This window comes from Pseudomonas viridiflava, from assembly GCF_900602065.1.
In the GTDB taxonomy this organism is placed as follows: Bacteria; Pseudomonadota; Gammaproteobacteria; order Pseudomonadales; family Pseudomonadaceae; genus Aquipseudomonas.
This window is the reverse complement of sequence record NZ_UWFN01000265.1, coordinates 559,782-586,775: the sequence shown is the minus strand read 5'-3', so window position 1 is coordinate 586,775 and position 26,994 is coordinate 559,782. Positions and strand designations below refer to the sequence as shown.

Genomic DNA, 26,994 nt, shown 5'->3' with positions numbered 1-26,994 from the left:
TAAAGGACAGCGACATGAGCAAGACTTGGCGGGATGACCTGCGGTCGGCCTCGTTCCGTGGCGTCGGCTTCTGGGTCGACAGCGACAGCACGACAGTGGGGCGGCGTACGCAGTTGCATGAATATCCCCAGCGTGATCGGCCCTTGGTCGAAGACATGGGGCGTAAAACCCGGGCGATAACGTTCGAGGCTTTTGTCATCGGTGACGATTGCTTCGTACAGCGCGACAACCTGTTACACGCACTGGATCAACCCGGTTCTGGGGAATTGATTCACCCCTGGTTCGGGCGCATGACCGTGACCGCGACCGAAGGCTGTCAGGTCAAACAGTTGCGTGTGGAAGGCGGCATTGTAAGGTTTGCTCTTACGTTCATCGAAGCCGGGGAAAAGGGCTATCCGGTCGGCGTAGCCAATACGGCCAGGTTGCTGGAAATGGAGAACGAAAGTTTTCTGAATTCAGCACTGGCTCGATACAAGAGCGCGATGGCACTGGTCAACAAAGCGCAAATCAGCATGACGGCGCTACAAAACGGTGTCGCCGGGGTGCAGTTGGCTATTCAGCGCGAGTTCAGTCAGTTGACCGGTTTTGTCAGCTCGGCGGCTTCGCTGGCCGACACACTGGCCAACTTTCCGGAAAACCTGTCGACGATGCTGGGCGCGCAATTTTCCAGCATGACTGGCGAGTTTGATCGCTTCAAAACCTCGCAACGCCAGGCCATGACCAAGGTGGAAACGGTGCTTGGGCTGGTGAGTCCGGCAACGGCTGCGGGAGGTGTGGCCACGGTCGCCACCGTTACCGCTACGCGAGAGCTGGTGCGTGACGGGGTGCTGGCCGATGCCCTCCGTCTGGCCTCGGCCATGCCGGTGGTTGCAGCACCTGCGCCGTTGCCGGGGGTGCCCAGCCTGGAGCAGCAGGTTGCAACGCCCGTAGCGCATCCCGAAGTACCGGTGGCGGCCGACATCATGCAACTGCGTGATGCTCTCAGCGATGCTCTTTGGCAAGCTGCGCTGCTGGCTGATCACGAGCACTTCGAGCGCATTGAAGCGGTTCGCAAACGTATGAGGGAGCACCTGACCGCCGTTGCGCGTTCAGGGGTAAACCTCGTTGACGTGACGCCCAAAGAATCTGTGCCCGCGGTGGTGCTGGCCTTCAGGCAGTTTGCCGACGCCACACGCGGCGATGAAATCGTCGCGCGTAACAGCATTTCTCACCCAGGCTTCTTGCCAGCGGCGACCCTTCAAGTCGCTCAGGAGTAACCCATGGACTCGCAAAACGTCGTCACGCTCAGCGTTGATGGCACGGACTACCGTGGCTGGAAAACAGTCAGCATCTCTGCCGGTATTGAGCAGCAGGCGCGGACGTTTACCTTGGGCGTGTCCTGGCGCTGGCCGGGCAAGGACATGGAAGTTGAGATCAGGCAAGGCGCCCGTTGCAAGGTTCGCATTGGCGGGGATCTTGTGCTGACGGGACACGTGTATTCGACCCCGGTCAGCTACGACGCTAACAGCGTGACCCGCGCGATTGCCGGGCGGTCGCTGACCGCAGATTTGGTGGATTGCGCGGTAACAGGGTCTGTTACTCAGTGGAATAAACAGAGCGTGCAGGACATTGTTCAGGCGCTGGCTGAACCCTATGGGATCAAGGTGCTCAGTGAGGTGGCACAGACTGCCAGGCTCGAAAGTCACCACAGTACCCCCGGCGAAACGGTGTTCGAGTCCATCGACAAGTTACTCACGCTTTCCCGGTTGTTTTCCACCGATGACGGCGAGGGGCATTTAGTGATTGTTGCTCCCGGCAGCAGCGGTCGGGCGGTTGACCGCCTGGAGCTCGGGAAGAATATTCTTACTGGCTCTGCGCAGTTGGACTATTCCGGAGTGTTCTCTCAATACCGTGTCACGGGGCAGCGCAAACGGGAAGACAAAGAGCCCGCCAGTGCAGCAGCACAGGTCGAGGCCTTTGCCTTCGACGACACGCCACCACGCAATCGGCTCAAGCACATTCATGAGCAGAACCAGTTGACCCAGACACTCGCTCAATCTCGCGCCGACTGGGAGCGCGCCAGCCGCAAGGGCAAGGCGTTGACCCGCACCTACAAGATTCAGGGGTGGCGGCAATCGAACGGTGACCTGTGGCGGGAAAACATGATCGTGCGCATCGTCGATCATTTGATCGGTGATGACCGGGACATGCTGATCAGCCAGATCCAGTACAACCTGGGGGAAAGCGGCACCACCGCAGACCTCACGGTCGCGCCCATCGAAGCGTTTCTGCCTGAGCCTAAAAAGCTTGAGTAACGCCACGTAAACCATCGCTCACCCATTTTTATTACCTACTGGAAGCCTTCGACATGAGAGAGCTGCTGAACACGCTCGTCCGCGGAGTCGTCAATCTGGTCAACCCGGCCGGGGCGATTCAGTCCCTGCAAATGACCCTGACTGCAAACGAAGTGAAGGACGGCCTCGAACACTTCGAGCCGTACGGCTACACCTCCAACCCGCATCCCGGCGCGGAGGGCTTGACCGCTTTTATCGGCGGCGACCGATCACACGGCGTGGTGATCTGCGTTTCGGACCGGCGTTTTCGTTTGACCGGTCTGAAGAACGGCGAAGTGGCGCTGCACACCGATGAGGGGGATTTCATCCACTTCAAACGCAATCGCGTCATCGAGTTGCAGACCCTGACCTTGCAGATCAATGCCACCGATTCCGTGGATCTGAACACCACAAACTTCAGCGTCAAGGCGAGCGGCGGAGTGACTTTCGACACACCGCTGATCAGCACCACCGGGCGCATCGAGTCGTCGGGCGATCAGGTCGCTGCGGGCGTCAGCCTGGTCACCCATGTGCATGAAGGCTCGGACAAAAAACCAGTGCCGGGAGGCTAGCCATGAGCGTGATCAATGAAGCAACCACAGAGCAGGCCTGGCGCCGCGCGGCAATCATCAGCCTGCTGACATGGCGACGGGCCGGGGTGGACGACAAGCTGGACGACCCCGAGCGTTACGGCTGGTGGGGCGACAGTTTTCCCACGGTCACCGATGACCAGATTGGCTCGCGGCTGTACCTGCTGCGTCGCCGCACGCTTACCGCGCAAACCGAACGCGATGCCCAGGATTACGCCCGTGAAGCACTGCAATGGATGCTCGATGACGGCCGTGTTTCGGCCGTGCTGATCGACATCACACGCGGCGCCGAGCGGCTCGACATGCGGGTGAGGCTGGCCTTGACGGGCGGCGCCACGGTGGAAATTTATCTCGATAATTTATGGCTGGTGATCAATGCCGTTTAAAACTCCCTCACTACCCGAACTGATCAGTCGTGCGCGCAGTGATCTGGCCGGTTCAAGTGCGCTGCTGCGCTCTGACGCCGAGGTCCTGGCGCGCATCAATGGCGCCGCCTCTTATGGTCGTTACGGGCATCAACACTACATTGCTGCGCAGATCCTGCCGGACACCGCCGATGAAGAAAATCTGCTGCGCATGGCACTGCTGCGGCTCAGGCGCAGCTATCTGCCCGCAGTGAGCTCAGCCGGTACGGCCAGCTTCACCGGAGTGGTGGGCGCGGTGCTGGATGCCGGGACATTGCTGCAACGTGAAGGTGATGGTGCGCTGTTCAAGGTGTCGCTGTCGGTCACGCTCACGGCGTTGAGCAGCTCGGTGAAACTGGAAGCCGTGGTGCCAGGCATTCTGGGTAATACGTCGGCGGCGACTCGCTTGACCACGGTTTCGCCGGTGGTCGGTGTCGCCAATACCTTCGTGGTGCTTGACCCCGGTCTGACCGGTGGCACCGAGCAGGAAAGCCTTGAGGCGCTGCGGGCCAAGGTCATGCGTTCTTATGCGGTGGTGCCCCATGGCGGCAATCAAAGTGACTACGTGACCTGGGCGCTGGAAGTGCCCGGCGTGACGCGGGCCTGGGTACGCAGGCACTGGATGGGGCCGGGCACGGTTGGCGTGTTCGTGGTGCGCGACGGCGACATTGACCCGATCCCCAACGCCGAGCAACTGCAGCGCGTCTACGACTACATCGAATCGATGCGTCCGGTGACTGCAGAAGTGCGGGTGTTCGCACCGGTCGAGCTACCAATCCAGTACGAAATCAAACTGACCCCGGACAGCGGTGCGATTAGGGCTGCCGTGGAGGACGCGCTGATTGACCTGCACAGCCGCGAGGCAGACCTGGGCGTCGTGTTGCTCGGCAGCCATATCGCCGAAGCGATCAGCGGCGCGGCTGGCGAAAAGGATCACACCCTGTTCGCGCCACTTGGCAACGTGCAACCGGACGCCAACGAGCTGCCCACCTTTGGAGGCATCTTATGGCGATAAGAACAACCGCTGCGTATTACGCGCAGCTCAAGGCACTGCTGCCGCCCGGTCCCGCATGGGATGCAGAGCGGGTGCCGGAAATTCATCAGTTGCTCGAAGCCGGGTCCCTCGAACTGGCCCGGGAAGATTTGCGCCTGGCTGACCTGTTGGGTGAAAGCGATCCAAACCACGTACGTGAACTGGTCCCGGACTGGGAGCGGGTCATGGGTCTCCCTGACCCGTGTCTGGGGGTGAACCCCAGCTTCGAAGACCGGCAACTGGCCGTCCGCCGTCGCCTGACAGAAGTCGGCGGGCAGACCCCCGCGTTCTTCGTGCAATTGGCGATATCGGTGGGCTATCCACACGCGACCGTCACCGAATACCGCACGCCGCGCTTTGGCAATGCCCGCTTCGGGAAAGCACGTTTCGGCACCTGGTCGGCGCAGTACATGTGGACCCTCAACACAGGCCCGCGCCTGCGACTGGGTCGGCGTTTTGCGGTCACTCACTGGGGCGAGCGCTTCGGAGTTAATCCCAGCAGCGCATTCGAATGCGTCATCCGCCGCGCAGTCCCTGCGCATGCACATGAGTTTATAAATTACGGGGTAAATGAATAATGGATTTTCCAAAAAGTGTGCCCAACGTCGGGCTGGTTGACGGTCGGTTCGTCGACGAAAGCAACATCACCGGTCAGGTCGGATCATTGATCACGGCGGACTGGGGCAATGCCATGACGTCGGAGATTATCAACGTGATTGAGGCGGCGGAGTTGGTGCCGACCGAGGGGCAGAATGATCAGTTGGTGGTGGCGATTGAAGAGTTGACAGAGCGGAAAGTCGAGGGTTGGTTTGCGAATGCTGTTGTGCAAGCTACAGAGAGCGTTCGTGGTTGGGCGAAAGTAGCAACCCAGGCGTTGACCGATGCGGGTGTTGATGACTCAACGTTCGTTACACCAAAAAAGCTTAGGAGAGGCGTGTCTTATATAATCGGTCCGAACGGGTATGTTGCTTTGCCTACATGGTTAGGGGGACTGATTCTGCAATGGGGAACAGTAACCGTTCCCGCGTATACAAGCGTAGTGCAGTTTACGAGTCCGTTGACAACTACCTATCCAAGTGAGTGTTATGGTGTGGTCGCTATGAATATAACCTCAGTTAACATTCTAGCCTTGGTTTCTAAGACTACTTCAACATTTACAATGGGCGCTAATACCCGTGATCAGGGTAGCTCAAATCCTGTTTCGTCAGCTTTTTTTATAAGTTTGGGGGTCTAGTGTGAATTACTATTCTTATGAAACTTGCGGCTTTTATTGTACGGATATAGTCTCTTGTTATCCTGAAGATGCGGTAGAGATTAGTGATGATGAATTTCGGCGTTTGTTGGAAGGGGTACGGAATGGAAAGGTCATAGTACCCGGCAACGCTGGGAATCCTATTTTGATGGATGCTATTGACGCATCGGGGGGCACTTGTGAAGAAACTTCTGCTCAGAAGCTGCTTAGGCTCAAATCTATTGCGAGCGAGCGCAGGGCAGCGTTAGCTATTCGTATTGAGGAGGTTGAGGATGCCGTATCGTTGGGCATGGCTCTGAACTCTGAGTTGGAGGAGTTAAATTCATGTAGTTTAGCGCTTGTTGAATGGAGGCGTTATTCAGTTTTTCTAGCACGTATTGATGGAAGTGATGGGGCATCTGATGAAGTAGATTGGCCTCCCGTACCCATTGCGTGAATCGCCAGCGCTGTCTGCTCTAGTCTTATGCCCAATATGTGGGTTCTATTTTAATAGGAGATTCGGTGGCGCCTTGATCCGGACGCAGGCCTTCGCTTGCAAAAAATATTTTATAAATTATAGGGTTTACGACTTATGGATTTTCCAAAAAGCATGCCAGACATTGGCCTGGTTAATGGCCAGTTTGTCGATGAGGATATCACACTTGGCCAAGTGGGAACTTATATACCCAGTTCTTGGGGTAATGCGGTGACGCAGGAAATTATCAATGTTATTGAGTCTGCCGAGCTCAAACCGAGGGAGGGTCAAAACAATCAGCTAGCATTGGCTATTGAACAATTGATTGCGGATAACCTGGCAGGCGCTGCGACTGAGGAAAAATCCGGTGTAGCGAAAATTGCGACGCAGATGCAGGTTGATACCGGCACAGACGATTTCGCCATAGTCACTCCGAAAAAGCTGGCAGAGAAAGCAGGCGTCGGCATCAGAGGCAGTTACTCGAACCTTCGAATATCTACGACGGGAATGAGTTCGGTCATTACTATCACTGCTGATCGTTTGGTAGTAGAGGGGCCTAATCTCACAATGCGTACGTTGAGCGATATTTCGCTTTCATGCAATCTCGCTGTTTCAGGCATTGGTGGTCTGGATAAAGACTCCGTATTAGCTTCAGCGTGGTATTACATTCACGTTATCTACAACCCAGTATCGAGAGCCGTCGCGTCTATCGCTTCGCTCAGTAGAACGGCACCGTTGCTACCGGTAGGGTTCTCATTTAGTGGAGTGGTGAAAACCGTGAGAACTGATGATACGGCCAACAGATTTCCACTCGCTTTTATAAGTAGCGGTGGCTCTACCCAATACACTCCACGTCTGGGGTCTAATACGTTGCGTTTCCCTCTTGCTGCAACTGGTGCGGCCATTGGAAGTTTCGCAGCAGGAGGGCTTGTACCACTAAATCTCTCGAATATTGTCCCTCCTACAGCCAAGGCCGTGACACTGTTGCTGGTTTCTATTGGCGCCAACATGAGTATTGCTCTCGCGCCCAGTAATAACTTTGGTGCCGCTGACAATGCTCCAAGTCCACCCATTACAACCGATGTTGCTGCCGGCGGTACTCAAGGAGCTTTCACCATAATGCTAGAGTCGTTGATCGTCTATTACGCAGCGAACAGTACTTATTCAATTAACGTAATAGGATGGGAGGACAGTCTATGATGGGCTGGGCAGTCATGATTCAAGAAGGTGTGGTGGTCAATAAACGCTCAGTAGATGTCACTATGGATTTGTTTGATGGTGAATACTTTCATACTGAGAATGATGGTCCGCCTCCTGACCCGGTACTTCCTCCCTCACGGTTGATGGAGGTGTTTCGTACTGCAATTCAAAAGCACTTGGATGCAGCGGCTGTCGTTGTCGGATACGACGATATCAAAACTGCCGTTACCTATGCAGAGGAACCGGCGGTGCCGAAGTTTCAGGCCGAGGGGCAAGCGTTACGTGCCTGGCGTAGCCGTGTGTGGGACTACTGCTTTGCGCAGATAGCAGCAGTGCATACGGGTGAGCGTGAATTGCCATCTGCAGATATGTTGATCGCCGAGCTTCCTGCTTTGGTGATGCCGTGATTCCGTGATGGCTGAAAAGCCTTAACTCCTTCGGCTAATCCTTCCCAAGTATTGAACCCGTCAAGTACGGTTTTTTTTCGCCCGGAGAAATCCATGACCGCAACAAACAAAGACCACGAAACCCTTGCCCGCACCCTCTGGGGCGAGGCTCGTGGTGAAGGCCTGGCGGGGATGATCGCTGTCGGCTGGACCATCCGTAACCGGGTGGAAATGGATCTGCATAATGATGGCAAACCGGACTGGTGGGGGGAGGGCTATGTGGCTGTATGCCGGGCCCCGTATCAGTTCAGTTGCTGGAACCGTAACGATCCCAATTATCCGTTCATGAGCGGCACGAAACCCATTCCTGTCGCGCAATTCGCACTGGCTTTGCAGGCGGCTTCGGCCGTCATGGCGGGCGAGCAATCTGATCCCACTGGTGGCGCGACTCATTACTACGCCACCAGCATGCCCAAGGCTCCGGCCTGGGCATCGATGGCCCGGCGGACGCTCAAGCTGGGTCGTCACATTTTTTTCCGGGACGTGCCATGAGCGCGTTCTTTAAATGGATCCCCGTCTGGGGCTGGGTGCTGCTGGCGCTGTTAACAGCCAGCGGCTACCTGGCTTTACGTCTGGACGCGGTGACAGCCGATCGCGACGTCGTTGCCCTAGAGCGCGACGCCGAACGAGAAAAGGTCCGTCGGCTCACCGCTGCCAATGAATCCCGCAAAAAGACCCAGAAGCTGCTGCTCGATCTGGACACCCGTCATACACAGGAACAGGCCCGCGCCGATGAACAAAATGATGCCATGCTTGCTGCTGTCGCTACTGGTGCTCGGCGGGTGTACGTCAACGCCCGTTGTCCCGCAGTGCGAACCTCCGCCAGCACCGCCCGCCAGCCTGATGAAGAAAGTCGAGCCCAACTTGACCCGGCGGTTGCAGAAAGAATTCTCCATACCGGTGTCGACGGGGATGACGCCATCCGTCAATTGAGTGCGTTGCAGGAGTATGTCGAGAAGGTTTGCCTGGGCCCTGCTGGTTAGTTGATCCGCATGTTTTTGCGCGTCTCACTACATCCGATTCGAGCGGTACCGCCGCTAGCTGCCGGCCCCTGTTCTTAGTGTTCGCACCGTAATTCTTTCAGTGCCGCAGCAGCCAGAAAACCAGAGCGTGATGCGTAGCGTCGATCGTTCTTCACGCGATCATCAATGCGCAGCAACAAGTTTTCCGGGAGCGTCGCGTTGAATCGGACCGCTTTGCCGAAATAGGGTGTCACATCGAACTCAACCACTGCCCAGATCCCGTCTGCGTAATCCGGATTTGCGATATGAATATCTATGGCCTGAGGTGACGGCAATGGATAGCCATCTTCGACGAGGCCTTCGAAGTGAAGTGAAAGGGCTTCCTGGACGTTATCCAGCGCCTCGATGACCGAGCTTCCCGCTGAGAAGCAACCGGGCACGTCCGGCACAATCACCCCGTAGTCAGAATCGGCATCTTTATGCAGGACGACTGTGAATTTCATATGCTCGTACCTATCTCGCGAATCATTTCAGGCCCGCCTGTTTCAAAATGCTATTGATCGTTTTGATCGGGATATCTGAATCTGGATGCTTAACGGTGACCCTGCCAGGTTTGGTTGCATGCTTGTACTGCCTATGGCTGCCCTTGGTTGCGACCAGATACCACCCGTCGTCCTCAATTGCTTTGATCATCTCTCTGCTGCGCATCGGCTCATCCCTTAGCTTAGTCGCGGTGTGTATAGTACACACTATTTTTTTGCGTGCGTAGCATGCTGCCATCGCCGTCCATTTGCTCGAGTGATGGATAGAACAAATCAGCGGGCAAAGGATGCTCTCCTTTCGCCTGTGAGTGGGATAGTACTGAGTTTTTTATGCGTCAGGATGAGTGCGGTTTAGCGCGTCACCCATTGCATGCGGGACCGAAACGCAGAGTAAGAAATTGGCGATGGGGAGGACGGACATGGGACTGTTGACGTGCTGCTGTTTGGCAAACAAGTCCCCAGGGGGAGATTCTATGTTCGCGTACAGGATGCGTCGATTCTGTGGGTATTCCAGGTTAAGCACTGCTGGGGAGAGGAGAGCCAACTTGTTGGCGGGGCGTCAGGCCTGCTGAATCAGAACTGTCGCCTCGCCAACAAGTTAGCTCCTGCCAGAGTGGTTTTTGACGCAAAAACCATCAGCCCTTGATGAACGCCAACAGATCTTCGTTGATCACTTCCGGGTGGGTCGTGCACATGCCGTGCGGATAGCCTTTGTAGACTTTCAACGTGCCGTTCTTGACCAGTTTGATGGACAGTTCGGCGGAGTCTGCGATCGGCACGATCTGGTCATCATCGCCGTGCAGGATCAGCACCGGTACGGTGATTTTTTTCAGGTCTTCGGTGAAGTCGGTTTCCGAGAAGGCCTTGATGCAGTCGTAATGAGCTTTGGCGCCGCCCATCATGCCCTGGCGCCACCAATTGTCTTTAGTGCCTTCGGAGACTTTGGCGCCTTCGCGGTTGTAACCGTAGAACGGGATCGGCACTTCTTTGTAGAACTGCGCCCGGTTGGCGGCGAGTGCTGCGCGGAAGCCGTCGAACACGCTCATTGGCAGGCCGCCCGGGTTGTTGGCGGTTTTGAGCATGATCGGTGGCACTGCGCCAATGAGTACGGCTTTGGCTACGCGGCCAGCACCGTGCTGCGCGACATAACGAGCGACTTCACCACCGCCAGTGGAGTGGCCGATGTGCACGGCGTCTTTGAGTTTCAGGTGGGTCACCAGGGCTGCCACGTCCGCGGCGTAGGTGTCCATATCGTTGCCAGTGGCGGTCTGGGTCGAGCGGCCATGACCGCGACGGTCGTGAGCGATTACCCGGTAGCCTTTGGACACGAAGAACAGCATCTGGGCGTCCCAGTCATCGGAGCTGAGCGGCCAGCCGTGGTGGAAAACGATAGGCTGACCCGTGCCCCAATCCTTGTAGAAAATCTCAGTGCCGTCGCTGGTAGTGAAACTTGTCATGTCGTTATGTCCTTTTCCAGTAGGGGCTTTAGTTGCCGCTTGAGCAACGTTGCTGCCAATGGCCATTGCCGAGAGTGAGCCTGCAGCCAGCGCAGTGGCGCCAACCTTGAGAACTTGCCTGCGGGAACTCGTTGGGGTATTTGGAGTGTTATTGCTCTCTGACATAAAACCTCCAGCTCTCGGCTGGGCACGAGAGGCTGACTCAAGACGTTAGCTCAATCCATGAGCGGGGTTGCAGCAACCGACGATTGCGCAGCAGGCATCAGGGCCTGGGGCACTTAACTTGGGTGGTTGCAGTTTTAAGTGATAAACCGGGACGCAAAATACAGTCCGAGTTGAACCCGAAATCAGCAACACCGATGTAACGGATGTGCTGTTGTCTGGGCAAAACTATACGGCGATGAGCGGGAAAGAATAACGAGGCAGGAACTGACTGATTGTCGCTCTGGTGTTGACAGTTGTGGCGCCCGGGGCAGCTTGAAATGTGCAGTCTCCGTAGGGCTCAAGAGCCGGCGCAAGGCCGCGACGGCGTCACTGCGGCCACTGCTCCAGCAGCATCGCCACGAACTTCTCCGCTGCCGGGGACAGCGAAGCCCCACGCCTCGACACCAGCCCCAACGTTCTGTCGACCACCGGATCCACCAGCGGCACGCTCACAAGAGTGGGGTGACCTTCGGCTGGCATTGCCAGGCTTGGCATGGCCGAAATCCCCAAACCTGCCTCGACCATCCCTAATGAGGTCGACAAATGCTGCACCTCATAAAACCACTTCGGCCGCCAGCTTAGACCCGCCAATGCGTGGTCAAGAATCATCCGGTTGCCGCTCAGACGTCCGACACCAATAAGGCGGTATTCGCTGAGTTCGATCCAGGACACGGACTCACGTTTTGCCAGTTCGTGGTCGCGTCTACAGGCGAGGACGAAGGGCTCTTTGACCAGCGGCACAAATTCGATATCCGGGTGCTGTCCACTCATCATGTTGATGCCGAAATCTGCTTCCCCGCGTAGCACTGCTTCCAGACCTTCGTTTGCGCTGAGATCCAATAAGCGGATGCGGATTTTTGGATAGCGCTCGTTGTACAGGCGAATCACTGACGGCAAAAAGTAGAACGCTGCGGTGGGAATACATGCGAGGGTCACCTGACCTATCTGGCGTTCTGCCAATTCCCGAATGTTCAGAATCGAGTCTTCAAAATCGTCGAGCAGGCGTCGCGCCTTGGGGAAAAAGTCACGACCCACGCTGGTCAGGCTGACCCTGCGAGTCGTGCGATCCAGCAATGAAGTCCCTAACCCCTGTTCAAGCTTTTTGATGCGGCGGGTCAACGCTGGCTGAGAAATATGCAGCACTTCTGCAGCTTCATGGAAACTGCCAAGTTCGGCGATTTTCACGAACGATCGAATATCTTGCAGCTCATATTCCACTTTTTATTCTCCTGTAGGTGGTTGGTAATGGGCGTTTGTGAGGTTAAGTTATTATTTACCAAAATGGAATAATCGCTACGATCTTTGCATTGGATAAGCGAAAACATCCGTGGGACTCTTGCTTTCAACACATCAATTACCCCAATTGATCAACAAGAGTCTGCACATATGCAACCGATTCCCTGCGTTCTGATGCGCGGCGGCACCTCCAAGGGGCCGGTTTTTCTTGCCAGTGATTTACCTGTCTCGACTGCTGAGCGTGACGAGCTTTTGTTGGCGCTGATGGGCTCCGGCCATGAGCTGGAGATCGACGGCATCGGCGGTGGCAGCCCGCAAACCAGCAAGGTCGCGATTGTCAGTCCTTCGACCCACGAAGACGCCGATGTCGATTACCTGTTCGTGCAAGTTATGGTTTCGCAGCGCCGTGTCGATACCGCGCCCAACTGCGGCAACATGCTCTGCGCTGTTGGTCCGTTTGCGGTGGAGCAAGGGTTGGTCAAGGCCAGTGGCGATGTCACTCAGGTGCGAATTCGTAACCTCAACACCGGCACTTTTGTTTGCGCTGACGTCAACACGCCCGGTGGCCAGGTCAGCTACGAGGGCCAGACCAGCATTGATGGTGTGCCCGGTTCGGCGGCCCCTGTTCAATTGACCTTTCTGGACGCAGCGGGCAGCAAGACCGGCAAACTTTTCCCCACGGGTCAGCAGACTGACATCCTTGATGGCGTGCCGGTAACCTGCATCGACATGGCGATGCCGATGGTCATCATCGAAGCGTCGTTGTTAGGCAAACGGGGTGATGAGACGCCCGCCGAGCTGGACGCTGACAAGGAGTTTCTGCGTAAGCTTGAGGCACTTCGCTTGCGTGCAGGTCTGGCGATGGGGCTGGGCGATGTCAGCGATAAAGTCATCCCCAAACCCGTACTGGTTTCGAAACCCGATGCGGGCGGGACCCTCAAGGTTCGCTACTTCATGCCGCATAACTGTCATAAGGCGTTGGCCATTACCGGTTCGATCGGTCTGGCTACAGCGTGCGTCAGTGACGGAACCGTTGTCGCCAGGTTGCTGGGCCTGGGGGCTGATTCATCGCGCTTGCAGCAGGTCCGGATCGAGCATCCCAGTGGTTCGATTCAGGTGGCCCTGACTTATGTCGGTGAGAACGGACAAACGATTCGAGCCTCGGTGATCCGGACCGCGCGCCGTCTCTTTTCCGGTGAGGTTTATGCGCCTGCCGTGCAACGGCTGGCTGGCTAAAAGTTTTGTAGTGACACCCACTCCAATCGATCGCCATTCGAGCAGATCGGGTATCGTTCAGACGGTTCTCGGCAAGCCCGGCTGCATTCGCTTGGCCAGAAAATAACAACAAGAGAATATCCATATGCTTGCCTTCCTTGGCCTGGCCATGGTCGTGGTGTTCACCTACCTGATCATGTCCAAACGTTTGTCGCCCATCGTTGCGTTGACCATCGTCCCGATAATATTTGCAGTCATTGGCGGCTTTGGTGGTACCACCGGCAAGATGATGCTCGATGGCCTGAAAATGGTCGCGCCATCAGCCGCGCTGTTGCTGTTTGCGATCCTGTTTTTTGGCTTGATGATCGATTCCGGATTGTTCGACCCGCTGATTCGCAAGATCCTCAAACGGGTGAATGGCGACCCGATGAAAATCGCGGTGGGTACTGCGTTGTTGTCGCTGACCGTGGCCCTTGATGGCGACGGCACGACCACTTACATGATCACCTGCGCGGCGATGCTGCCGCTGTACAAACGCATTGGTATGAACCCGATGATCCTCGGCATCGTGGCGATGCTGTCGTTGAGCATCATGAGCGGCATGACTCCTTGGGGTGGCCCTGCAACCCGAGCTATTGCTGCGTTGGGGCTGGATGCCGGGGAGTACTTCATTCCGCTGCTGCCGACCATGATCGGTGGTGCGGCGTGGGTGGTGTTCACAGCCTTTTTGCTGGGCCGTGCCGAACGCAAACGTATCGGTAATGTGAACCTGCAAAGCGGAGGCGGTAACTGCTACATCGAAGCGATTCTGGGCGATACCCCGCACAAGCGCCCGAAGCTGGCTTACGTCAATCTGGCGTTGGTCATCGTGGTGATGGTCGCGCTGGTCATGGGCCTGATGCACTCGGCGGTTCTGTTCCTGATCGGCTTTGTGCTGGCGCTGATGATCAACTATCCGCAGCTGGATATTCAGAAGGAACGCATCCTCGCTCACTCCGGCAATGCCATGACCGTGGTGCTGCTGGTGTTTGCGGCCGGTGTGTTCGCCGGGATCTTCTCGGGCACCAAAATGGTCGACGCATTGGCGCAGACGCTGGTGGCCTGGATTCCGCCGGAGTGGGGTCATCTGTTCCCGTTGGTGGTTGCACTGACCAGCATGCCGCTGACCTTCGTGCTCTCCAATGACGCTTACTATTTTGGCGTGGTACCGATCCTTGCCAACGCCGCAGCCGCGTACGGCATCAGCCCGCTGGAAATCGCGAGGGCTTCGATTCTGGGTCAGCCCGTGCATCTGATGAGCCCGCTGGTGGCTTCAACTTTGCTGCTGGTCGGCATGATCGACCGCGATATTGGCGACTTCCAGAAAGCCACGGTGAAGTGGGCGGTGCTGACATCTTTGGTGGTCACGGCCCTGGCGCTGCTGACCGGTGCGCTGACGTTGTTTGTTTGATTTAGAAACTGAAATGCATTTTCTGTAGGAGCTGCCGAAGGCTGCGAGAGCGGTCATCCTGACACACCGCTTTCGCAGCCTTCGGCAGCTCCTACAACAACTCTTTGTGCTCCCACCTACTACTGAACCAACCACACGCCCCTGACAGGGCGTGCGGATTACTGCATCTCCAATAACAACAATGAGTATTGAGCATGAGTATGTTTTCCAAGTGTGGAACTGCAACTTTCATAAAGAGCGCGCCGCTGTTGACCTTACTGCCTTGGGTCGGCGTGGACGCGGCGGGTTTTGTCGAAGACAGCAAGTTGAAGTTGCAACTGCGTAACGTCTACTTCAATGAGAACTTCCGTGATGAAAACGGCCTGAGCGCTCGCGCAGCCAGTACCGCCAAGAGCGAACGCACCGAGTGGGCGCAAGGTTTTCTGCTCGACTATCAGTCCGGTTTTACCCAAGGCACATTGGGCGTTGGCGTTGATGCGCTGGGCCTGCTTGGTGTCAAACTTGATTCAGGCAAAGGCCGCAGCGGTACTGGCTTGCTGCCGGTGCATGACGATGGCCGCGCTGCGGATGAGTTCGCTAGCCTGGGCGCGGCGGCGAAAGTGCGTCTGGCCAAGACCACGCTGAAGTACGGCACGCTGTTGCCCAAAACGCCGGTACTCATCTACAACGATGCACGGCTGTTGCCTCAGACGTATCAGGGCACTCAATTCACCAGCACTGACATTGAAAACCTGACCCTGACTGGCGGTCACCTGGATCAATTCAAACTGCGCGATTCGTCGGACAGCCGCTCAATCATTCCCGACGGATTCACCGGCCGAGGTTCGGACTTCTCGTACGTGGGCGGCGATTACAAACTCGGAAAAAACATCAAACTCAGCTACTTCTACGGCGAACTGGAAAACTTCTACCGGCAGCAATTTGCATCGATCCAGCATGATTTGCCGTTGGGATCAGGCGTGCTGACCAGCGACCTGCGCTACTTCAACAGCGTCGATGCCGGAACGGGGCGTGGCGGCAAAATCGATAACGATATGCTCAGCGGGCAATTGACCTATGCACTGGCCGGGCACAGTTTTGGCGGCGGTTATCAGACCTTGAGCGGCGACGCGGGCTTGCCCTATATCAGCGGCGCTACCGTGTATTCGTTCAGCAACGTCGGGATCGGGAAGTTTATCGAGGAGGATGAAAAGACCTGGATGCTCAGCTATGGCTATGACTTCGCACGCGTAGGTGTGCCGGGTCTGACATTCTCGACGCGCTACCTGAGTGGCGACAACGGCAAGTCGGGCGCTGCGCAATTGAAGGAATGGGAACGCGATGCAGAGCTGGCTTACGTGCTGCAAGGCGGGACGTTGAAAGGGCTGGGAGTAAAACTGCGTAACTACGTGTACCGCTCCGACTTTGCCCGAGGTCGTGACAGCAACCGGATCTACATCACCTACGACATTGCGCTTTGGTGACCGGCCCCATTTATCGAAACAAAATTCGAATCATTGTATGGAGACGGTTTTACGTGGGGGATTCTATGTTGGTCTGCAAGCCCTAATCCCGGTGGGAGCGAATTCATTCGCGAAGGGGCCGGTACATTCGAAGCTTATGTATCGCTTTAACACCGCCTTCCCGAATGAATTCGGTCCCACCTGGAATCGTATTTGCCGCGAGACAGCGCGGTGTCAGGGACACGGGGCGATCTTCTATCGAACACAATGCAATCCCTTTAGGAGCGACCGGGGTGGTCCTCCTACAGGTTTCCGGTCTATCGGGTTGTCACCGGCTTCAAACCGCTGTCTTCAATGGCTTTAGCGCCTTCCTTGGAGGCCATGTATTTCAGCAGCGCCTGAGCTTCTTTTGCATGTTCAGTCGAGCGGGTAACAGCACCCGAATAAAGCGTCATTTGCTGCGCTTGATCCGGGATCAGGCCAACGATGTCGATGCCTTCAACAGGCTTGAGTTCGCTGAGCTGCTGAAAGCCGAGTTGCGCTTCCTTGCGGGCGACAACGGCACCGACCGGTTCGGCAGGAATCATCCGCGCCTTGGCAGTGAAGTCAGCGCCAAGGGTCATTTTCGGGAACAGAATGCGCGAGAGGTAAACGCCGCTGGCGCTGTCGGAGTAGGCGATGGACTTGCTGTCGAGCAGCGCCTTGCGAAATGCTTCCATTGTGGAAATGTCAGGCTTTGCCTCGCCCTTGCGCACGGCCATGGCGATGTAGGATTTGCCCAGATCGACTCTGCTGGCTTTATCGACCTGATCTTGCGCGACCAGTTTGTCCAGGGCAGAACCGACCATCAGCACAACGTCGGCGGGTTCTTTACGATCCAGGCGGTTGGGAATGGCTTGGGGTGTTTTCCCCATGGAAGGCGACGCTTCAATGTTCAGCTTCACGCCCGTGGCTTTCTCGTAATCCGGGGCGATGCCCTGAACGGCACCCATGATGCCGCCGGAGCTCAGAACAGTCAGAGTGGTCGGTGTGGGCACCGGCGCTGCATGGGCCGCGAGGGCGGTGAGCAATGCACATGAAAGGGCGAGGGGCGTGAGCAAGCGTGGCATGGCAAGGGGACTCGTCGAAGAAAAACGCGACACTAAACGCCACGGCCACCCTGAAAAAGTTACCCTGCGTTAATAAATATTTAGTTTACCCACCGTGACCAACTCCCTAGGCTCGCGGTTCTTTAACGCCGCATGCGCGGACTGTCAGCGGGGATATTCATGAATCAGGCGCTGGTCATCGAAGATGATGAGGTGACCGCACAATCCATCGCCACCGAGCTGCAAGCTCATGGTTTTGACGTGCAACGAGCCAGCACCGGGCGTGACGGGCTGGCCATGGCAATCGCGGGCAGCTATGACGCGATTACCCTGGACCGAATGCTGCCGGACTTCGATGGCCTGACTATCGTCACCACGTTGCGCAGCCTCGGCATCCTCACGCCGGTGTTGATGATCAGTGCGCTATCCGATGTTGACGAGCGCGTCAGAGGGTTGCGCTGCGGCGGTGATGATTACCTGACCAAGCCGTTTTCGATGGTCGAAATGGTCGCGCGTCTGGAGGTGCTGTTACGGCGCCCGACTGGCGAGTCGCAAATCCATCAGCTCAGCGTTGGCAACCTGACCCTCGACCTGATCGAAAACAGCGTGTCGCGCTCCGGCGAGCGCATCACCTTGCTGCCTACCGAATTCAAACTGCTGACCTACCTGATGCGTCATGCCGGGCAGCAAGTGACGCGCACCATGTTGTTTGAAGAGGTCTGGGGGTATCACTTCGATCCCGGCACCAACATCATTGATGTGCACATGGGCCGCTTGCGCAAAAAGATAGAAGGCCCCGGTGCGCCGTTGATTCATACCATTCGTGGATCGGGGTACGTGCTTGGCACTCAAGACTGAGCGCTGGCGCTCCAGCAACAGCCGGCTGATTGGCCTTTATGCACTGTTCTTCGTGGCATGGGGCGCGGTGTTCACCGGCGTTCTGTACTGGAAGATATCCGGTTATCTCGGCACTGTGGCCGAGCGCACCTTGATGCAACGCGCGCACTATTACCAGAAGATCGACGACGCCGACCTGATCAATGAGTTGCAGGGCAGCGAGGCGTACTCGATTCCCGGTATCGACGCTTATGGTCTGTTCGAAGGCAACGGTCAGTATGTGGCTGGCAACCTGTTGAAACTGAGGTCGAGCCTGCCTGATGACGGTCGTGTGCATTACCTCAAGCGCGGTTTGAGAATCGCCGACACGCTGAGTGAAACGCGCAGCAGTCACGCTTTTTTGCAGCGCCGCAAGGACGGGCGAATACTGGTGCTGGCGCGTGACGGCGGTTCCATCTCGGCGGTCGCAGGGATCATCGGCCAAGCGCTGTTCTGGGGGCTGTCCCTCACCCTGATACCGGGTTTGATCGGTTGGCAATTACTCAGGCGCAGGCCACTGCGTCGGGTCGAAAGGCTGCAGCGCAGCACCGAGCGGATCGTCTCAGGCAACCTGTCAGAGCGGCTGCCCCTGTCGCCCGCACGGGATGAACTGGACATGCTGGCCAGCGCCGTCAACACCATGCTCGAACATATCGAACGGCTGCTGCACGAGGTCAAAAGCGTCTGCGATGGCATCGCCCATGACCTGCGCACCCCGTTGACGCGTCTGCGTGCGCGGCTTTATCAATTGCAGCAATTGCCCATGACCGATGCTCATGCATCAAGCCTCAGTCTGGCGCTGGAAGAGAGCGAAGCGATCATGTTCCGGTTTCAGGGCTTGCTGAGGATTTCCGAGCTGGAAGACACCCGACGGCGACTGGCCTTTGCGGTGTTTCAGCCCGACGCATTACTACGCCAGGTCCATGAGTTTTACGAACCCATGGCGCAGGAAAAAGGTCAGGTTCTGGGGCTCGAACTGGGTGCAGATTTACCCGCCATAAAGGGCGATCAGGCGCTGCTGTTTGAGGCGCTGACTAATCTGCTGGATAACGCGATCAAATTCACCTCGCCGGGTGGGCATCTTTGTCTGCGGGCCAATGTGGTGGGCGACAGTCTGCGCATTGAAGTGATTGACGACGGTCCGGGCATTCCTGAGGCCGAACGGGAAAGCGTGTTGCGCCGGTTGTATCGCGGTGATGCCAGCCGTCAGCAACCGGGTTACGGGCTTGGGCTTTCGTTGGTGGCTGCGGTCGTTCGTCTGCACACGTTCAACTTGCGAATTCAGGCTTCTGAATCCGGTGGTACGCGCGTAGTCATCGACTGCCCACTGATTAGCTAACGCGTTGGCGCGCTTAAACTTTTCTTAACTTTGCTTAATTTGAGACGGGACAGGTCATCACCTAGTTTGGCGGACCCTCTGCCAACCCGGACCTGTTTCTGTGAAACCACTGATATTGCGGATCAGCCTGATCTGCGTTTGCACCCTCTGGGCGAATGTCGGCGTGGCCGCTCCGTCTCGGGGGGCCATGATTCCTTCGCCGCCCCAGTTGTCAGCGAGCGCCTGGGTGTTGATGGACGCCAACACGGGTCATGTCATCGTCGAGCACGACGCGGACGAGCGTTTGCCTCCCGCCAGTCTGACCAAGCTAATGACGGTGTACGTGGCCACCCGGGATATTCAGGCCGGGCAATTAAAACCGGACGAACTGGTCACCGTCAGCGAAAACGCCTGGCGCACCGAAGGCTCCAGAATGTTCCTCGATCCGGGCAGTACCGTCAGCGTTCACGACCTGCTGCAAGGCATCGTCATCGACTCCGGCAACGATGCCAGCGTGGCGCTGGCCGAACACATCGCGGGCAGCACCGACAGCTTCGCCAGCCTGATGAACAAAACGGCGCAAAGCCTTGGGCTGAGCAACACGCACTTCGATAACCCGACAGGCCTGCCGGAACCCGACCATTACTCGTCCGCTCATGACATGGCGATGCTGGCCCAGTCCATCATCAACGACGAGTCGGCGTACTACCCGCTCTACAAGAAAAAGCACTTCACCTGGAACGGTATTCGGCAACCCAATCGCAACTTGCTGCTCTGGCGTGACAAAACCGTTGACGGCCTCAAGACCGGGCACACCGAAGCGGCAGGTTACTGCATGGTCACCTCCGCCGTGAGGGATGGTCGGCGGTTGATCACTGCGGTGTTCGGCTCCAGTTCAGCGCTGGCCCGTGCGACGGATACCGAGAAACTCCTTACCTATGGTTTCCGCTTTTACGAAAACCAGACCTTCGAGAAAGCGCTTCAGCCGTTGAGCCATCCGAGAGTCTGGAAGGGCACTGAAAATACCCTTGCCGTGGGCGTTCTAGACGACATTACGCTGACGACGCCCAAGGGTTCGCACAAGCCTGAAACCCGCGTCCGCATCGATGCCCCGCTGATTGCCCCTGTGGATAAAGGCGCAGTGGTCGGCAGCATTGACGTATTTGATGGCGAGCAGAAACTGGCAACCCGGCCGTTGATCGCGTTGGAAGGTGTTGAAGCAGGAAGCTGGTGGAACCGCTGGACGGATGCGGTGCGGTTGCTGTTTCACGGGTGGTTTGCGGGGTTCGCAGAGGATTGAAGTCTATTTTTGTAGAAGGCAACTTGTTGGCGAGGCGGTATACCTGACGCTCCGCCTCGCTAACAATATGCAAACTACTGGGTTGAAATGCATTTTCTGTAGGAGCTGCCGAAGGCTGCGAAACATTTATCCTGACACACCGCGATCGCAGCCTTCGGCAGCTCCTACAGAAAACGGTGCAGTCAGGCATTGGTTGAATGCTTGAAATGGTGGTGACTATAACCACTAAATCGAATTTAGGGATGCGCGCTGCTCTTGGCATCGAGTTCTGCTGCTTGTCCCCAATGGACACTGCTGGTTCGATGGCCCGGTTTTTACATTTCTTGCCTTGCCTGACCAAACGCCGCGCCGTACCCTCCGCAGCTGCTGAATAACTCAGCACTGGATTTGGCGATCCGGCTAGCAATGATGTATAGCGTGTACCATTCGGAAGCGGGCAGTTATTGCCCGTGATCCGCTATGGCGGTTGTACGTGGGAGACCTTCGGGTCTGCCGGTTCTTTGCTCCGGTTCGCCAACCTGCGTACAACTGCCACCCTATTCGTTTGGCGACGGTAGCTGGCAGTCTAACCAGCAAAGAGAAATAGACTGATGCCGACAACTGAAACGACACCTTTCATCCCAACCCTATTCACCCGCCAAACCCTCCCGCTCCACGCGCTCATGCTGGAAAACCAGGCCTGGTTCTGCGCACGCGATCTGGGCCGCTTGATGGGCCTGTTCATCGACGAGCGCAAAACCCGCAAGCTCGGACGTGATGAGTGTCGCACCTTGCCGCTGCACCGCTATGGCTCGACTCAGGACACCCTGATGGTTAACGAGTCCGGCGCCTACGCATTACTGATTTATCACCCCTCTGCGCAAAATCGTGAACTGCGCGAATGGCTGACGCTGCAGGTCGTGCCTGTGTTGCGTGACATCCAAAATCCCGGCCGCACCGAACGCCCAATCCTCGGTGTGCTGGATTGGGACGGTGCCTCGATGAACCTGCTGCATTGGCAGGACGAGTCGTGGATTCGTCTGCGAGACATGCCCAACATCCTGCTGCACGAAACCCGCGAGAAACGCCCGTGGTGGAAAAGGGCGACGCGGTTTTTGTCGATGTAATCAGAGGTTGTAAACGCCAAATCAGTGAGAGCGAATTCATTCGCGAAAGCGTTGTGTCAGACACAGAGGTTTTACAGACCGGATGCCTTCGCGAATGAATTCGCTCCCACGGGAAACGGCGTATTCAGGTATTTATGCTGTGGAGGGTAGTGCGCTGGCGACGCCCCCCTTGGCTGTCTATTTATCTGCAGTGACCGAAATGACCGGCGCATGGCTGACCGGGAAATTCACCGAGCGCGCGATGAAGCATTTCTCATGGGCTATGTGGTGCAAGGTATGGGCTTTGTCGACGTCGGAGCCCGCAGCCAAAATGACGTTCGGCTTTAATACAACCGAGGTGAACTGGCCCGCGCCATTGCTCTCCTCAATCATTGTGCCTTCTGCATGGTCTTCATATTCAAGCACCACAATCCCTGCTTCGGCGCACAGGCCCAAATACCAGAGTTTGTGACAGGCCGATAAAGATGCGAGCAGCAATTCCTCGGGGTTCCAGCGTGCTGGATCACCACGGAAGCTTGGGTCGGACGAACCTTCAATGGATGGTTTGCCGTTGGCTTTAATGACATGTGATCGACTGTAACCACGGTAGGACGAAGTTCCGGTGCCTTCGTTGCCAGTCCAGGTGACCTGTACTGCGTAGTGGTGTGTTTTGTCTGCCATTTGCTGCTCCCGGGGAAAAGGTGCCCGGCAATGATGTTACCGCGAAGGCTCATCAATGCTGCACGCCATTTTTGAAACGCATTCCTTGTAGGAGCTGCCGAAGGCTGCGAAGCATTTATCCTGACACACCGCTATCGCAGCCTTCGGCAGCTCCTACAGGGAACAGTGCAGTCAGGTATTTACGCGGTTTTTAGGCGAGTGCGGCTGAAGCGATAAGAATAAGCAGGAAGGTACAGAGGTGATGCAAGAAAGGCCCAAAAGCCTTGAAGGAAATGGAGCGGGTGGAGGGAATCGAACCCTCAACTAAAGCTTGGGAAGCTTTCGTTTTACCACTAAACTACACCCGCTCTGAAGCGGCTGACTTTGTACCAGAACGGCACGCTGAATTGAAGCGCTAATTTCTCTCCTCCTGTTTTAATCCCTTGAAAACTAATGCCGAACGGAGCCCATCCGCGCTTGTCTGTGCATGCTGCACGGGCGGATGGGTTCCCTTGCTCGGTCGTGCGTCAGGTTCAGAGGGCGAAAGCATGTACGGTTTGGGCCTGTTGGTAGTGGTAGGTTGATCGGCTGCGGGACTCAGGTTGTGGAGTCAGGAAGTCCATCAGCGCGTCCCGCGAGTCGCGGCAAGCGGATTTGTGCTCCATGTCCAGAAAGTGCCCGGTGCTCTGCAGGGTGCTGAAGGTGCTGTGCTGGATAACCGGGGCGAACAACCGGGCGTCGGTGGCAGCGGTGTACTCGTCCCACTCACCGTTAAGAAACAGCACCGGCACGTTAATGTTCTGCGCGACCGTCAGGTAGTTCGCGGTATCCAGGGTCAGTACGTCGTTGATGTGAAAGTGCATCTGGTCGTATTCGTGTGTGTCCAGGTTACTCACGTGACGATGATTGAAGCGCTTGAACAACGGCGGCAGGTGTTTGCCGATGGTGCTGTTGACCAGATTGCCGACCTCGTAGCGGTCATGGACGCTGAGGTGGGTGATGCCGCGTTCCAGATAATCGCGCATGTGTACGTTGATCACGGGGGAGAACGAGCTGATCACAGCCTTTTCGATTCGTTTGGGCCTGTGGGACAGAGCAACAAGCGTGGCCGCGCCACCCCACGAGAACGACATGACGTGTTCAGCGTTGAAATGGTCGATCAGCTCCAGCAGGATTTGCCCTTCCAGCTCTTTGGTCAGTGGCCTTTCGTTCAGGTTGTGCGGCTTGGATTTGCCCGCGTAAGGCTGATCGTAGAGCACGACGTTGAATTGCGGGTGCAGGTTGCGCACGGTCTGGGCGAACGATGCAGTGGTGGCCAGTGAGCCGTTGACCATGATGATGGTCTTTTCGGCCGCCTCTGCCCGATAGAACTCCGTGTAAACCCGAAACTCTCCCTGTATATCAAGCACAGCGATTTCTGGCCTCATATGTGTGTCTCCTGGCGTAAACAATATGTGCGCGCAAACAACGTTGCACGAGTTTCGTGACAGGTAGGCATTGCCTTGCAAAGGGGCCCTTGTCGATCCGAAACGATCTTGCCGACAGGTTTTATTATTGGCGGGCGATTTGCCGTGAGCGTTGGCTCGGGGCGGCAAAAGGTTTCTTGGAATACACACATGACTCACCGGTCACATGTGGACCGATGATTGGATTCAAGCAGTGGATCCGGTAACCCGCAAGTGCCGTTCGTAGTTTGTTTGGCCGGTCTGCCGAGCGGTAGGGAAAGGTTTATACGCCCTGAATTTCCGAAGGCTCTAGCGCGCGGTATTGACCTGGTTCGAGTTCTGGGTCGAGCTTCAGATGAGCCATGCTTTCCCGATGCAGACGCAGGACTTTGTTATCGAAATGGCCGAACATGCGCTTGATCTGATGGTAGCGGCCTTCGACGATGCTCAATCTTGCGCAACGCGGACCGAGTACGGTCAGCTGTGCGGGTTGGGTGGTGAGGTCTTCAAAGGCGAAGTACAAGCCTTCGGCAAAAGTCTGTACATACCGCTCATCGATCACTTGCTCTGTTTCGACGTAATACACTTTCGGCAGCTTGGTCTGCGGTTGGGTCAGGCGTCGTGACCACTGGCCGTCGTTGGTAAGCAGCATCAGCCCGGTGGTATTGAAATCCAGCCGTCCGGCGATGTGCAGTTCGTGCTTGTCGGGCTCGTGCAGCAAGTCCAGCACCGTGGGGTGTTGCGGGTCGGTGGTGGCGCTGACGCAGCCCTGAGGTTTGTGCAGCATGAAGTAGCGCGCAGGCTTGCCAGCTTGCAGGACTGCATCATCGAACTCTACCCGGCTGAACTCGCGCACATCGTGATGCGGATCGCTGACCTGTACCCCGTCCACCTTGACCCGCCCGCCAATCAACGCCAGACGTACGTCTTTGCGATTGAAACGCGGCAGGTTGCTGAGAAAACGGTCGAGGCGCATGGAGATTTTAGTGTGATGGCGAGGAGGGCGGGTATGTTACCTGTTCCCGCGCAAGATCCATTAGCTCGAGTGAGTACTGTCGCTGATCCGGACAGTTTCCTGTAGGAGCTGCCGAAGGCTGCGAAGGCGGTTTTTCTGACACACCGCAATTCGCAGCCTTCGGCAGCTCCTACAGATCAGGCGCCATTAACCATGGGCGAAGGATTTTTGCATGCACCGGCCTTTTCGCGAATTCTGTGGGAGCCGAGCACGGATCGCGGGCTAACATAGAGTTTCCCACAGGGTTCAGTCGGGGCACGGGTCAGTCTTATCCGAAAGCGCATCACTGATCCCCGCGCAACGCGGGCACAGGCAGGCTTTGTTGCGCAGTTCTTGCGGCAGGGCCTGGATCACCGCCGGGTCGATGCTCACCGAAAAACACCAGCACGCCTGATCCGCCGTGCGCGGGTCGGCCAGGGTGCAGGCATTGCTTGCACCACAGGCAGGACAGTGTTGCGCGGTATCGGCTGAGGTATTCATGAAACAGGCAACGTCTCCATGCAGATCTGGTTTCGACCGTTTTGCTTGGCGCGGTAAAGCGCGCTGTCCGCGCGTGCGATCAGGCTTTGCAACGTGTCATCGGGACGTAACTGACTCAGGCCAATGCTGACTGTCACGTGCAGCGGCTGACCGGCGAAAATGTAGGCGTGCTGCTCGGCCAGTAAACGAATTTTTTCCGCGACGTCATGGGCATTAGCGGTATCGGTGCCCTTGAGCAGGATGATGAACTCTTCACCTCCCCAGCGACAAATGATGTCCGACTGACGTAGACAGCTTTTAAGATCGTCAGCGAAGCCGGCGAGTACTTCATCGCCCGCCAGATGGCCGTGCGTGTCATTGAGCCGTTTGAAGTGGTCCAGGTCCAGGAGCATCGCCGTCAGCGGGCGTGACTCGCGCTGCGCATCCTTGAGAGTCTTGAGTGCCCAGAGGTTAAAACCGCGACGGTTGGGCAAACCGGTAAGGCTGTCGAGGGTCGCCTGGGCTTCGATCCGGTACTGGAAGCGGCTGACCACCAGATTCAGCAGATAAACCACTATCAGCGTGATGACCAGGCAAATAAACAGATTCAGGTACAGCGAGTGGCGTATGTCGTTCAGCGCAGACTCTTCTTCCTTGTCGACGAACAAATACCAGTTCAGCTCCGGTATGTAACGCACGTTAAGGAAGTGTTCCTTGCCATTGACCCGGTGCTCGTAAGTGCCGCTGAGCGGTTTGGGCATTTTGCTGAGCAGGTCGGACATGCTCGGCAGTTGAGTGATGGACTCGCCAATAGCCGCGCCTTGCGGGCCACCGTCGGCACCGGTCAGGACGATACGGCCAAAGGTATCGACGAAATACACGCTGCGCTGATAACGCTGTTGATAGCGGTCGATCAACTTGATGACCGCATCGACGGTCAGGCCGACGCCCGTGGCACCGATGAACTTGTTGTTGTAGTCGAATACTTTGTAATTGATGAAGAAGGTCAGGTTGTCCTTGTTGGCCATGTCCGGGTCGACATTGATCTCATAAGGTGCCTCCATGTCCCGGACCCGGTAATACCAGACGTCCCGGGGCTCACGGGCGTCGATCTTCTTCAGGATGCCTTTGGCCTGGTAATAGGTCAGGGTGCTGTCGGACACGAAAAACGAGGTGAACGCCCCGTAATGGTCCATGACTTCTTTCAGGTAACGGGTGATTTGTTGCGGGTTGCGCTCGCCTTCCACAACCCAGTCGCGCATGAACGTGTCACGGGCCATCATCGAAGAAATCAACACGGGGCGCACCAGATCTTTCTGGATTTCCGAATACACGGTGTCGGACGTCAGCGGCAGCTCGGTATTGATGATGTTGTCGCGAATGGACGTGCGCGACGCGTAATAGCTGAGCAGCGAAGTTGCCAGAAAGCCACAGCCCAGCACGATCACCAGCGTAAACAGAAGCGAGCGTTGCGAAGGGCCAGCAGAGCGAAAAGCCATAACGTGTCCGATTGTTTTGCCTGTCCGTGAAAGCTGGCATGCTAGCCCGC

Annotated in this window: 29 protein-coding genes and 1 tRNA gene; 19 read left to right on the top strand and 11 right to left on the bottom strand. The window is 56.7% G+C overall.

All coding sequences use genetic code 11. The annotated features are described in order from the left end of the window. Window positions 1–14: 14 nt before the first annotated feature. From EE949_RS17885 to EE949_RS17830, 12 genes are all read left to right on the top strand, one after another. On the top strand, window positions 15–1,256 hold the full coding sequence (locus EE949_RS17885; RefSeq protein ID WP_122665483.1) for a DNA circularization protein: 1,242 nt from the start codon (window positions 15–17) through the stop codon (window positions 1,254–1,256). 3 nt (window positions 1,257–1,259) lie between these two features. Beyond that, window positions 1,260–2,294 (top strand): phage baseplate assembly protein, encoded by a 1,035-nt coding sequence (locus tag EE949_RS17880; protein WP_122665482.1) that lies wholly within the window; start codon window positions 1,260–1,262, stop codon window positions 2,292–2,294. Between the two features lie 53 nt (window positions 2,295–2,347). Continuing rightward, entirely contained in the window at window positions 2,348–2,884 is a 537-nt protein-coding gene (locus EE949_RS17875) for a phage baseplate assembly protein V (RefSeq protein ID WP_122665481.1), read from the top strand. An 8-nt stretch (window positions 2,885–2,892) separates the two neighbouring features. Then, window positions 2,893–3,288, top strand: a complete 396-nt coding sequence (locus EE949_RS17870) for a phage GP46 family protein (RefSeq protein ID WP_430735949.1) — start codon at window positions 2,893–2,895, stop codon at window positions 3,286–3,288. Beyond that, a complete protein-coding gene (locus EE949_RS17865) occupies window positions 3,278–4,321 on the top strand; it encodes a baseplate J/gp47 family protein (RefSeq protein WP_122665479.1) in 1,044 nt (347 codons plus the stop codon). Before EE949_RS17870 ends, EE949_RS17865 begins: the two co-directional genes overlap by 11 nt. Then, the gene (locus EE949_RS17860) at window positions 4,312–4,917 is read left to right on the top strand and encodes a YmfQ family protein (RefSeq protein ID WP_122665478.1); all 606 of its coding nucleotides are present in this window, start codon (window positions 4,312–4,314) and stop codon (window positions 4,915–4,917) included. Before EE949_RS17865 ends, EE949_RS17860 begins: the two co-directional genes overlap by 10 nt. After that, window positions 4,917–5,573 (top strand): gp53-like domain-containing protein, encoded by a 657-nt coding sequence (locus tag EE949_RS17855; protein WP_122665477.1) that lies wholly within the window; start codon window positions 4,917–4,919, stop codon window positions 5,571–5,573. The genes EE949_RS17860 and EE949_RS17855 overlap by 1 nt, the downstream gene beginning before the upstream one ends. Before the next feature lies 1 nt (window position 5,574). After that, on the top strand, window positions 5,575–6,027 hold the full coding sequence (locus tag EE949_RS17850; protein ID WP_122665476.1) for a tail fiber assembly protein: 453 nt from the start codon (window positions 5,575–5,577) through the stop codon (window positions 6,025–6,027). Between the two features lie 135 nt (window positions 6,028–6,162). Further along, a complete protein-coding gene (locus tag EE949_RS17845) occupies window positions 6,163–7,245 on the top strand; it encodes a hypothetical protein (protein WP_162874433.1) in 1,083 nt (360 codons plus the stop codon). Beyond that, complete coding sequence (locus EE949_RS17840; protein ID WP_162874434.1) at window positions 7,242–7,652, top strand: hypothetical protein; 411 nt, start codon at window positions 7,242–7,244, stop codon at window positions 7,650–7,652. The genes EE949_RS17845 and EE949_RS17840 overlap by 4 nt, the downstream gene beginning before the upstream one ends. A 93-nt stretch (window positions 7,653–7,745) precedes the next feature. Beyond that, the gene (locus tag EE949_RS17835) at window positions 7,746–8,183 is read left to right on the top strand and encodes a cell wall hydrolase (RefSeq protein WP_122665473.1); all 438 of its coding nucleotides are present in this window, start codon (window positions 7,746–7,748) and stop codon (window positions 8,181–8,183) included. Further along, window positions 8,180–8,674, top strand: coding sequence for a lysis system i-spanin subunit Rz (locus EE949_RS17830; RefSeq protein ID WP_122665472.1), 495 nt, complete (start codon window positions 8,180–8,182; stop codon window positions 8,672–8,674). The genes EE949_RS17835 and EE949_RS17830 overlap by 4 nt, the downstream gene beginning before the upstream one ends. Before the next feature lie 74 nt (window positions 8,675–8,748). Here EE949_RS17830 and EE949_RS17825 read toward each other — a convergent pair whose 3' ends face one another. The 4 genes from EE949_RS17825 to EE949_RS17810 form a co-directional block, all read right to left on the bottom strand. After that, a complete protein-coding gene (locus EE949_RS17825) occupies window positions 8,749–9,156 on the bottom strand; it encodes a type II toxin-antitoxin system HicB family antitoxin (RefSeq protein ID WP_122665471.1) in 408 nt (135 codons plus the stop codon). 22 nt (window positions 9,157–9,178) lie between these two features. Beyond that, window positions 9,179–9,361, bottom strand: a complete 183-nt coding sequence (locus tag EE949_RS17820; protein WP_095094432.1) for a type II toxin-antitoxin system HicA family toxin — start codon at window positions 9,359–9,361, stop codon at window positions 9,179–9,181. Window positions 9,362–9,830: 469 nt separating this feature from the next. Further along, a complete protein-coding gene (locus tag EE949_RS17815; protein ID WP_122665470.1) occupies window positions 9,831–10,652 on the bottom strand; it encodes an alpha/beta fold hydrolase in 822 nt (273 codons plus the stop codon). Window positions 10,653–11,183: 531 nt separating this feature from the next. Continuing rightward, window positions 11,184–12,074, bottom strand: a complete 891-nt coding sequence (locus EE949_RS17810; protein ID WP_027901660.1) for a LysR family transcriptional regulator — start codon at window positions 12,072–12,074, stop codon at window positions 11,184–11,186. Between the two features lie 168 nt (window positions 12,075–12,242). On the opposite strand from EE949_RS17810, the gene EE949_RS17805 reads away from it, so the two are divergent. From EE949_RS17805 to EE949_RS17795, 3 genes are all read left to right on the top strand, one after another. Then, entirely contained in the window at window positions 12,243–13,328 is a 1,086-nt protein-coding gene (locus EE949_RS17805) for a 4-oxalomesaconate tautomerase (protein WP_122665469.1), read from the top strand. A 124-nt stretch (window positions 13,329–13,452) separates the two neighbouring features. Beyond that, complete coding sequence (locus tag EE949_RS17800) at window positions 13,453–14,757, top strand: CitMHS family transporter (RefSeq protein WP_122665468.1); 1,305 nt, start codon at window positions 13,453–13,455, stop codon at window positions 14,755–14,757. Between the two features lie 194 nt (window positions 14,758–14,951). Beyond that, window positions 14,952–16,220, top strand: a complete 1,269-nt coding sequence (locus tag EE949_RS17795; RefSeq protein ID WP_240350579.1) for an OprD family porin — start codon at window positions 14,952–14,954, stop codon at window positions 16,218–16,220. A 296-nt stretch (window positions 16,221–16,516) separates the two neighbouring features. Here the strand turns inward: EE949_RS17795 and EE949_RS17790 are convergent, their stop codons facing one another. Then, complete coding sequence (locus tag EE949_RS17790) at window positions 16,517–17,308, bottom strand: substrate-binding domain-containing protein (protein ID WP_122665467.1); 792 nt, start codon at window positions 17,306–17,308, stop codon at window positions 16,517–16,519. Window positions 17,309–17,467: 159 nt separating this feature from the next. Here EE949_RS17790 and EE949_RS17785 point away from each other — a divergent pair, with 159 nt between their 5' ends. The 4 genes from EE949_RS17785 to EE949_RS17770 all read left to right on the top strand — a co-directional run bounded on the left by EE949_RS17785 (window position 17,468) and on the right by EE949_RS17770 (window position 21,887). Further along, window positions 17,468–18,145 carry a response regulator transcription factor gene (locus tag EE949_RS17785; protein ID WP_122665466.1) on the top strand — a complete coding sequence of 226 codons (678 nt, stop codon included), beginning with the start codon at window positions 17,468–17,470 and terminating at the stop codon, window positions 18,143–18,145. After that, window positions 18,129–19,502: a sensor histidine kinase gene (locus EE949_RS17780; RefSeq protein ID WP_122665465.1), complete on the top strand. Its 1,374-nt coding sequence runs from the start codon at window positions 18,129–18,131 to the stop codon at window positions 19,500–19,502. The genes EE949_RS17785 and EE949_RS17780 overlap by 17 nt, the downstream gene beginning before the upstream one ends. 100 nt (window positions 19,503–19,602) lie before the next feature. Further along, window positions 19,603–20,781, top strand: a complete 1,179-nt coding sequence (locus EE949_RS17775) for a D-alanyl-D-alanine carboxypeptidase family protein (protein ID WP_430735943.1) — start codon at window positions 19,603–19,605, stop codon at window positions 20,779–20,781. 590 nt (window positions 20,782–21,371) lie between these two features. Beyond that, window positions 21,372–21,887, top strand: coding sequence for a BRO-N domain-containing protein (locus EE949_RS17770; RefSeq protein WP_122665464.1), 516 nt, complete (start codon window positions 21,372–21,374; stop codon window positions 21,885–21,887). Window positions 21,888–22,064: 177 nt separating this feature from the next. On the opposite strand, the gene EE949_RS17765 is transcribed toward EE949_RS17770, so the two are convergent. The 6 genes from EE949_RS17765 to EE949_RS17740 all read right to left on the bottom strand — a co-directional run bounded on the left by EE949_RS17765 (window position 22,065) and on the right by EE949_RS17740 (window position 26,944). After that, entirely contained in the window at window positions 22,065–22,547 is a 483-nt protein-coding gene (locus tag EE949_RS17765) for an OsmC family protein (protein WP_122665463.1), read from the bottom strand. Between the two features lie 273 nt (window positions 22,548–22,820). Further along, window positions 22,821–22,894, bottom strand: a tRNA-Gly gene (locus tag EE949_RS17760). 165 nt (window positions 22,895–23,059) lie between these two features. Continuing rightward, window positions 23,060–23,953 carry an alpha/beta fold hydrolase gene (locus EE949_RS17755; RefSeq protein WP_122665462.1) on the bottom strand — a complete coding sequence of 298 codons (894 nt, stop codon included), beginning with the start codon at window positions 23,951–23,953 and terminating at the stop codon, window positions 23,060–23,062. Between the two features lie 301 nt (window positions 23,954–24,254). Beyond that, a complete protein-coding gene (locus EE949_RS17750) occupies window positions 24,255–24,947 on the bottom strand; it encodes a pseudouridine synthase (protein WP_122665461.1) in 693 nt (230 codons plus the stop codon). A gap of 285 nt (window positions 24,948–25,232) precedes the next feature. Continuing rightward, on the bottom strand, window positions 25,233–25,466 hold the full coding sequence (locus tag EE949_RS17745) for a cysteine-rich CWC family protein (RefSeq protein ID WP_122665460.1): 234 nt from the start codon (window positions 25,464–25,466) through the stop codon (window positions 25,233–25,235). Next, window positions 25,463–26,944: a sensor domain-containing diguanylate cyclase gene (locus EE949_RS17740; protein WP_122665459.1), complete on the bottom strand. Its 1,482-nt coding sequence runs from the start codon at window positions 26,942–26,944 to the stop codon at window positions 25,463–25,465. The genes EE949_RS17745 and EE949_RS17740 overlap by 4 nt, the downstream gene beginning before the upstream one ends. Window positions 26,945–26,994: the final 50 nt, after the last annotated feature.

Excerpts from the sequence above, each read along its gene's own strand:
- EE949_RS17885 (WP_122665483.1), top strand. The coding sequence starts at position 15 with ATGAGCAAGACTTGGCGGGATGACCTGCGGTCGGCCTCGTTCCGTGGC.
- EE949_RS17880 (WP_122665482.1), top strand. The coding sequence starts at position 1,260 with ATGGACTCGCAAAACGTCGTCACGCTCAGCGTTGATGGCACGGACTAC.
- EE949_RS17875 (WP_122665481.1), top strand. The coding sequence starts at position 2,348 with ATGAGAGAGCTGCTGAACACGCTCGTCCGCGGAGTCGTCAATCTGGTC.
- EE949_RS17865 (WP_122665479.1), top strand. The coding sequence starts at position 3,278 with ATGCCGTTTAAAACTCCCTCACTACCCGAACTGATCAGTCGTGCGCGC.
- EE949_RS17860 (WP_122665478.1), top strand. The coding sequence starts at position 4,312 with ATGGCGATAAGAACAACCGCTGCGTATTACGCGCAGCTCAAGGCACTG.
- EE949_RS17855 (WP_122665477.1), top strand. The coding sequence starts at position 4,917 with ATGGATTTTCCAAAAAGTGTGCCCAACGTCGGGCTGGTTGACGGTCGG.
- EE949_RS17845 (WP_162874433.1), top strand. The coding sequence starts at position 6,163 with ATGGATTTTCCAAAAAGCATGCCAGACATTGGCCTGGTTAATGGCCAG.
- EE949_RS17840 (WP_162874434.1), top strand. The coding sequence starts at position 7,242 with ATGATGGGCTGGGCAGTCATGATTCAAGAAGGTGTGGTGGTCAATAAA.
- EE949_RS17835 (WP_122665473.1), top strand. The coding sequence starts at position 7,746 with ATGACCGCAACAAACAAAGACCACGAAACCCTTGCCCGCACCCTCTGG.
- EE949_RS17830 (WP_122665472.1), top strand. The coding sequence starts at position 8,180 with ATGAGCGCGTTCTTTAAATGGATCCCCGTCTGGGGCTGGGTGCTGCTG.
- EE949_RS17825 (WP_122665471.1), bottom strand. The coding sequence starts at position 9,156 with ATGAAATTCACAGTCGTCCTGCATAAAGATGCCGATTCTGACTACGGG.
- EE949_RS17820 (WP_095094432.1), bottom strand. The coding sequence starts at position 9,361 with ATGCGCAGCAGAGAGATGATCAAAGCAATTGAGGACGACGGGTGGTAT.
- EE949_RS17815 (WP_122665470.1), bottom strand. The coding sequence starts at position 10,652 with ATGACAAGTTTCACTACCAGCGACGGCACTGAGATTTTCTACAAGGAT.
- EE949_RS17805 (WP_122665469.1), top strand. The coding sequence starts at position 12,243 with ATGCAACCGATTCCCTGCGTTCTGATGCGCGGCGGCACCTCCAAGGGG.
- EE949_RS17800 (WP_122665468.1), top strand. The coding sequence starts at position 13,453 with ATGCTTGCCTTCCTTGGCCTGGCCATGGTCGTGGTGTTCACCTACCTG.
- EE949_RS17795 (WP_240350579.1), top strand. The coding sequence starts at position 14,952 with ATGAGTATGTTTTCCAAGTGTGGAACTGCAACTTTCATAAAGAGCGCG.
- EE949_RS17790 (WP_122665467.1), bottom strand. The coding sequence starts at position 17,308 with ATGCCACGCTTGCTCACGCCCCTCGCCCTTTCATGTGCATTGCTCACC.
- EE949_RS17785 (WP_122665466.1), top strand. The coding sequence starts at position 17,468 with ATGAATCAGGCGCTGGTCATCGAAGATGATGAGGTGACCGCACAATCC.
- EE949_RS17770 (WP_122665464.1), top strand. The coding sequence starts at position 21,372 with ATGCCGACAACTGAAACGACACCTTTCATCCCAACCCTATTCACCCGC.
- EE949_RS17765 (WP_122665463.1), bottom strand. The coding sequence starts at position 22,547 with ATGGCAGACAAAACACACCACTACGCAGTACAGGTCACCTGGACTGGC.
- EE949_RS17755 (WP_122665462.1), bottom strand. The coding sequence starts at position 23,953 with ATGAGGCCAGAAATCGCTGTGCTTGATATACAGGGAGAGTTTCGGGTT.
- EE949_RS17750 (WP_122665461.1), bottom strand. The coding sequence starts at position 24,947 with ATGCGCCTCGACCGTTTTCTCAGCAACCTGCCGCGTTTCAATCGCAAA.
- EE949_RS17745 (WP_122665460.1), bottom strand. The coding sequence starts at position 25,466 with ATGAATACCTCAGCCGATACCGCGCAACACTGTCCTGCCTGTGGTGCA.
- EE949_RS17740 (WP_122665459.1), bottom strand. The coding sequence starts at position 26,944 with ATGGCTTTTCGCTCTGCTGGCCCTTCGCAACGCTCGCTTCTGTTTACG.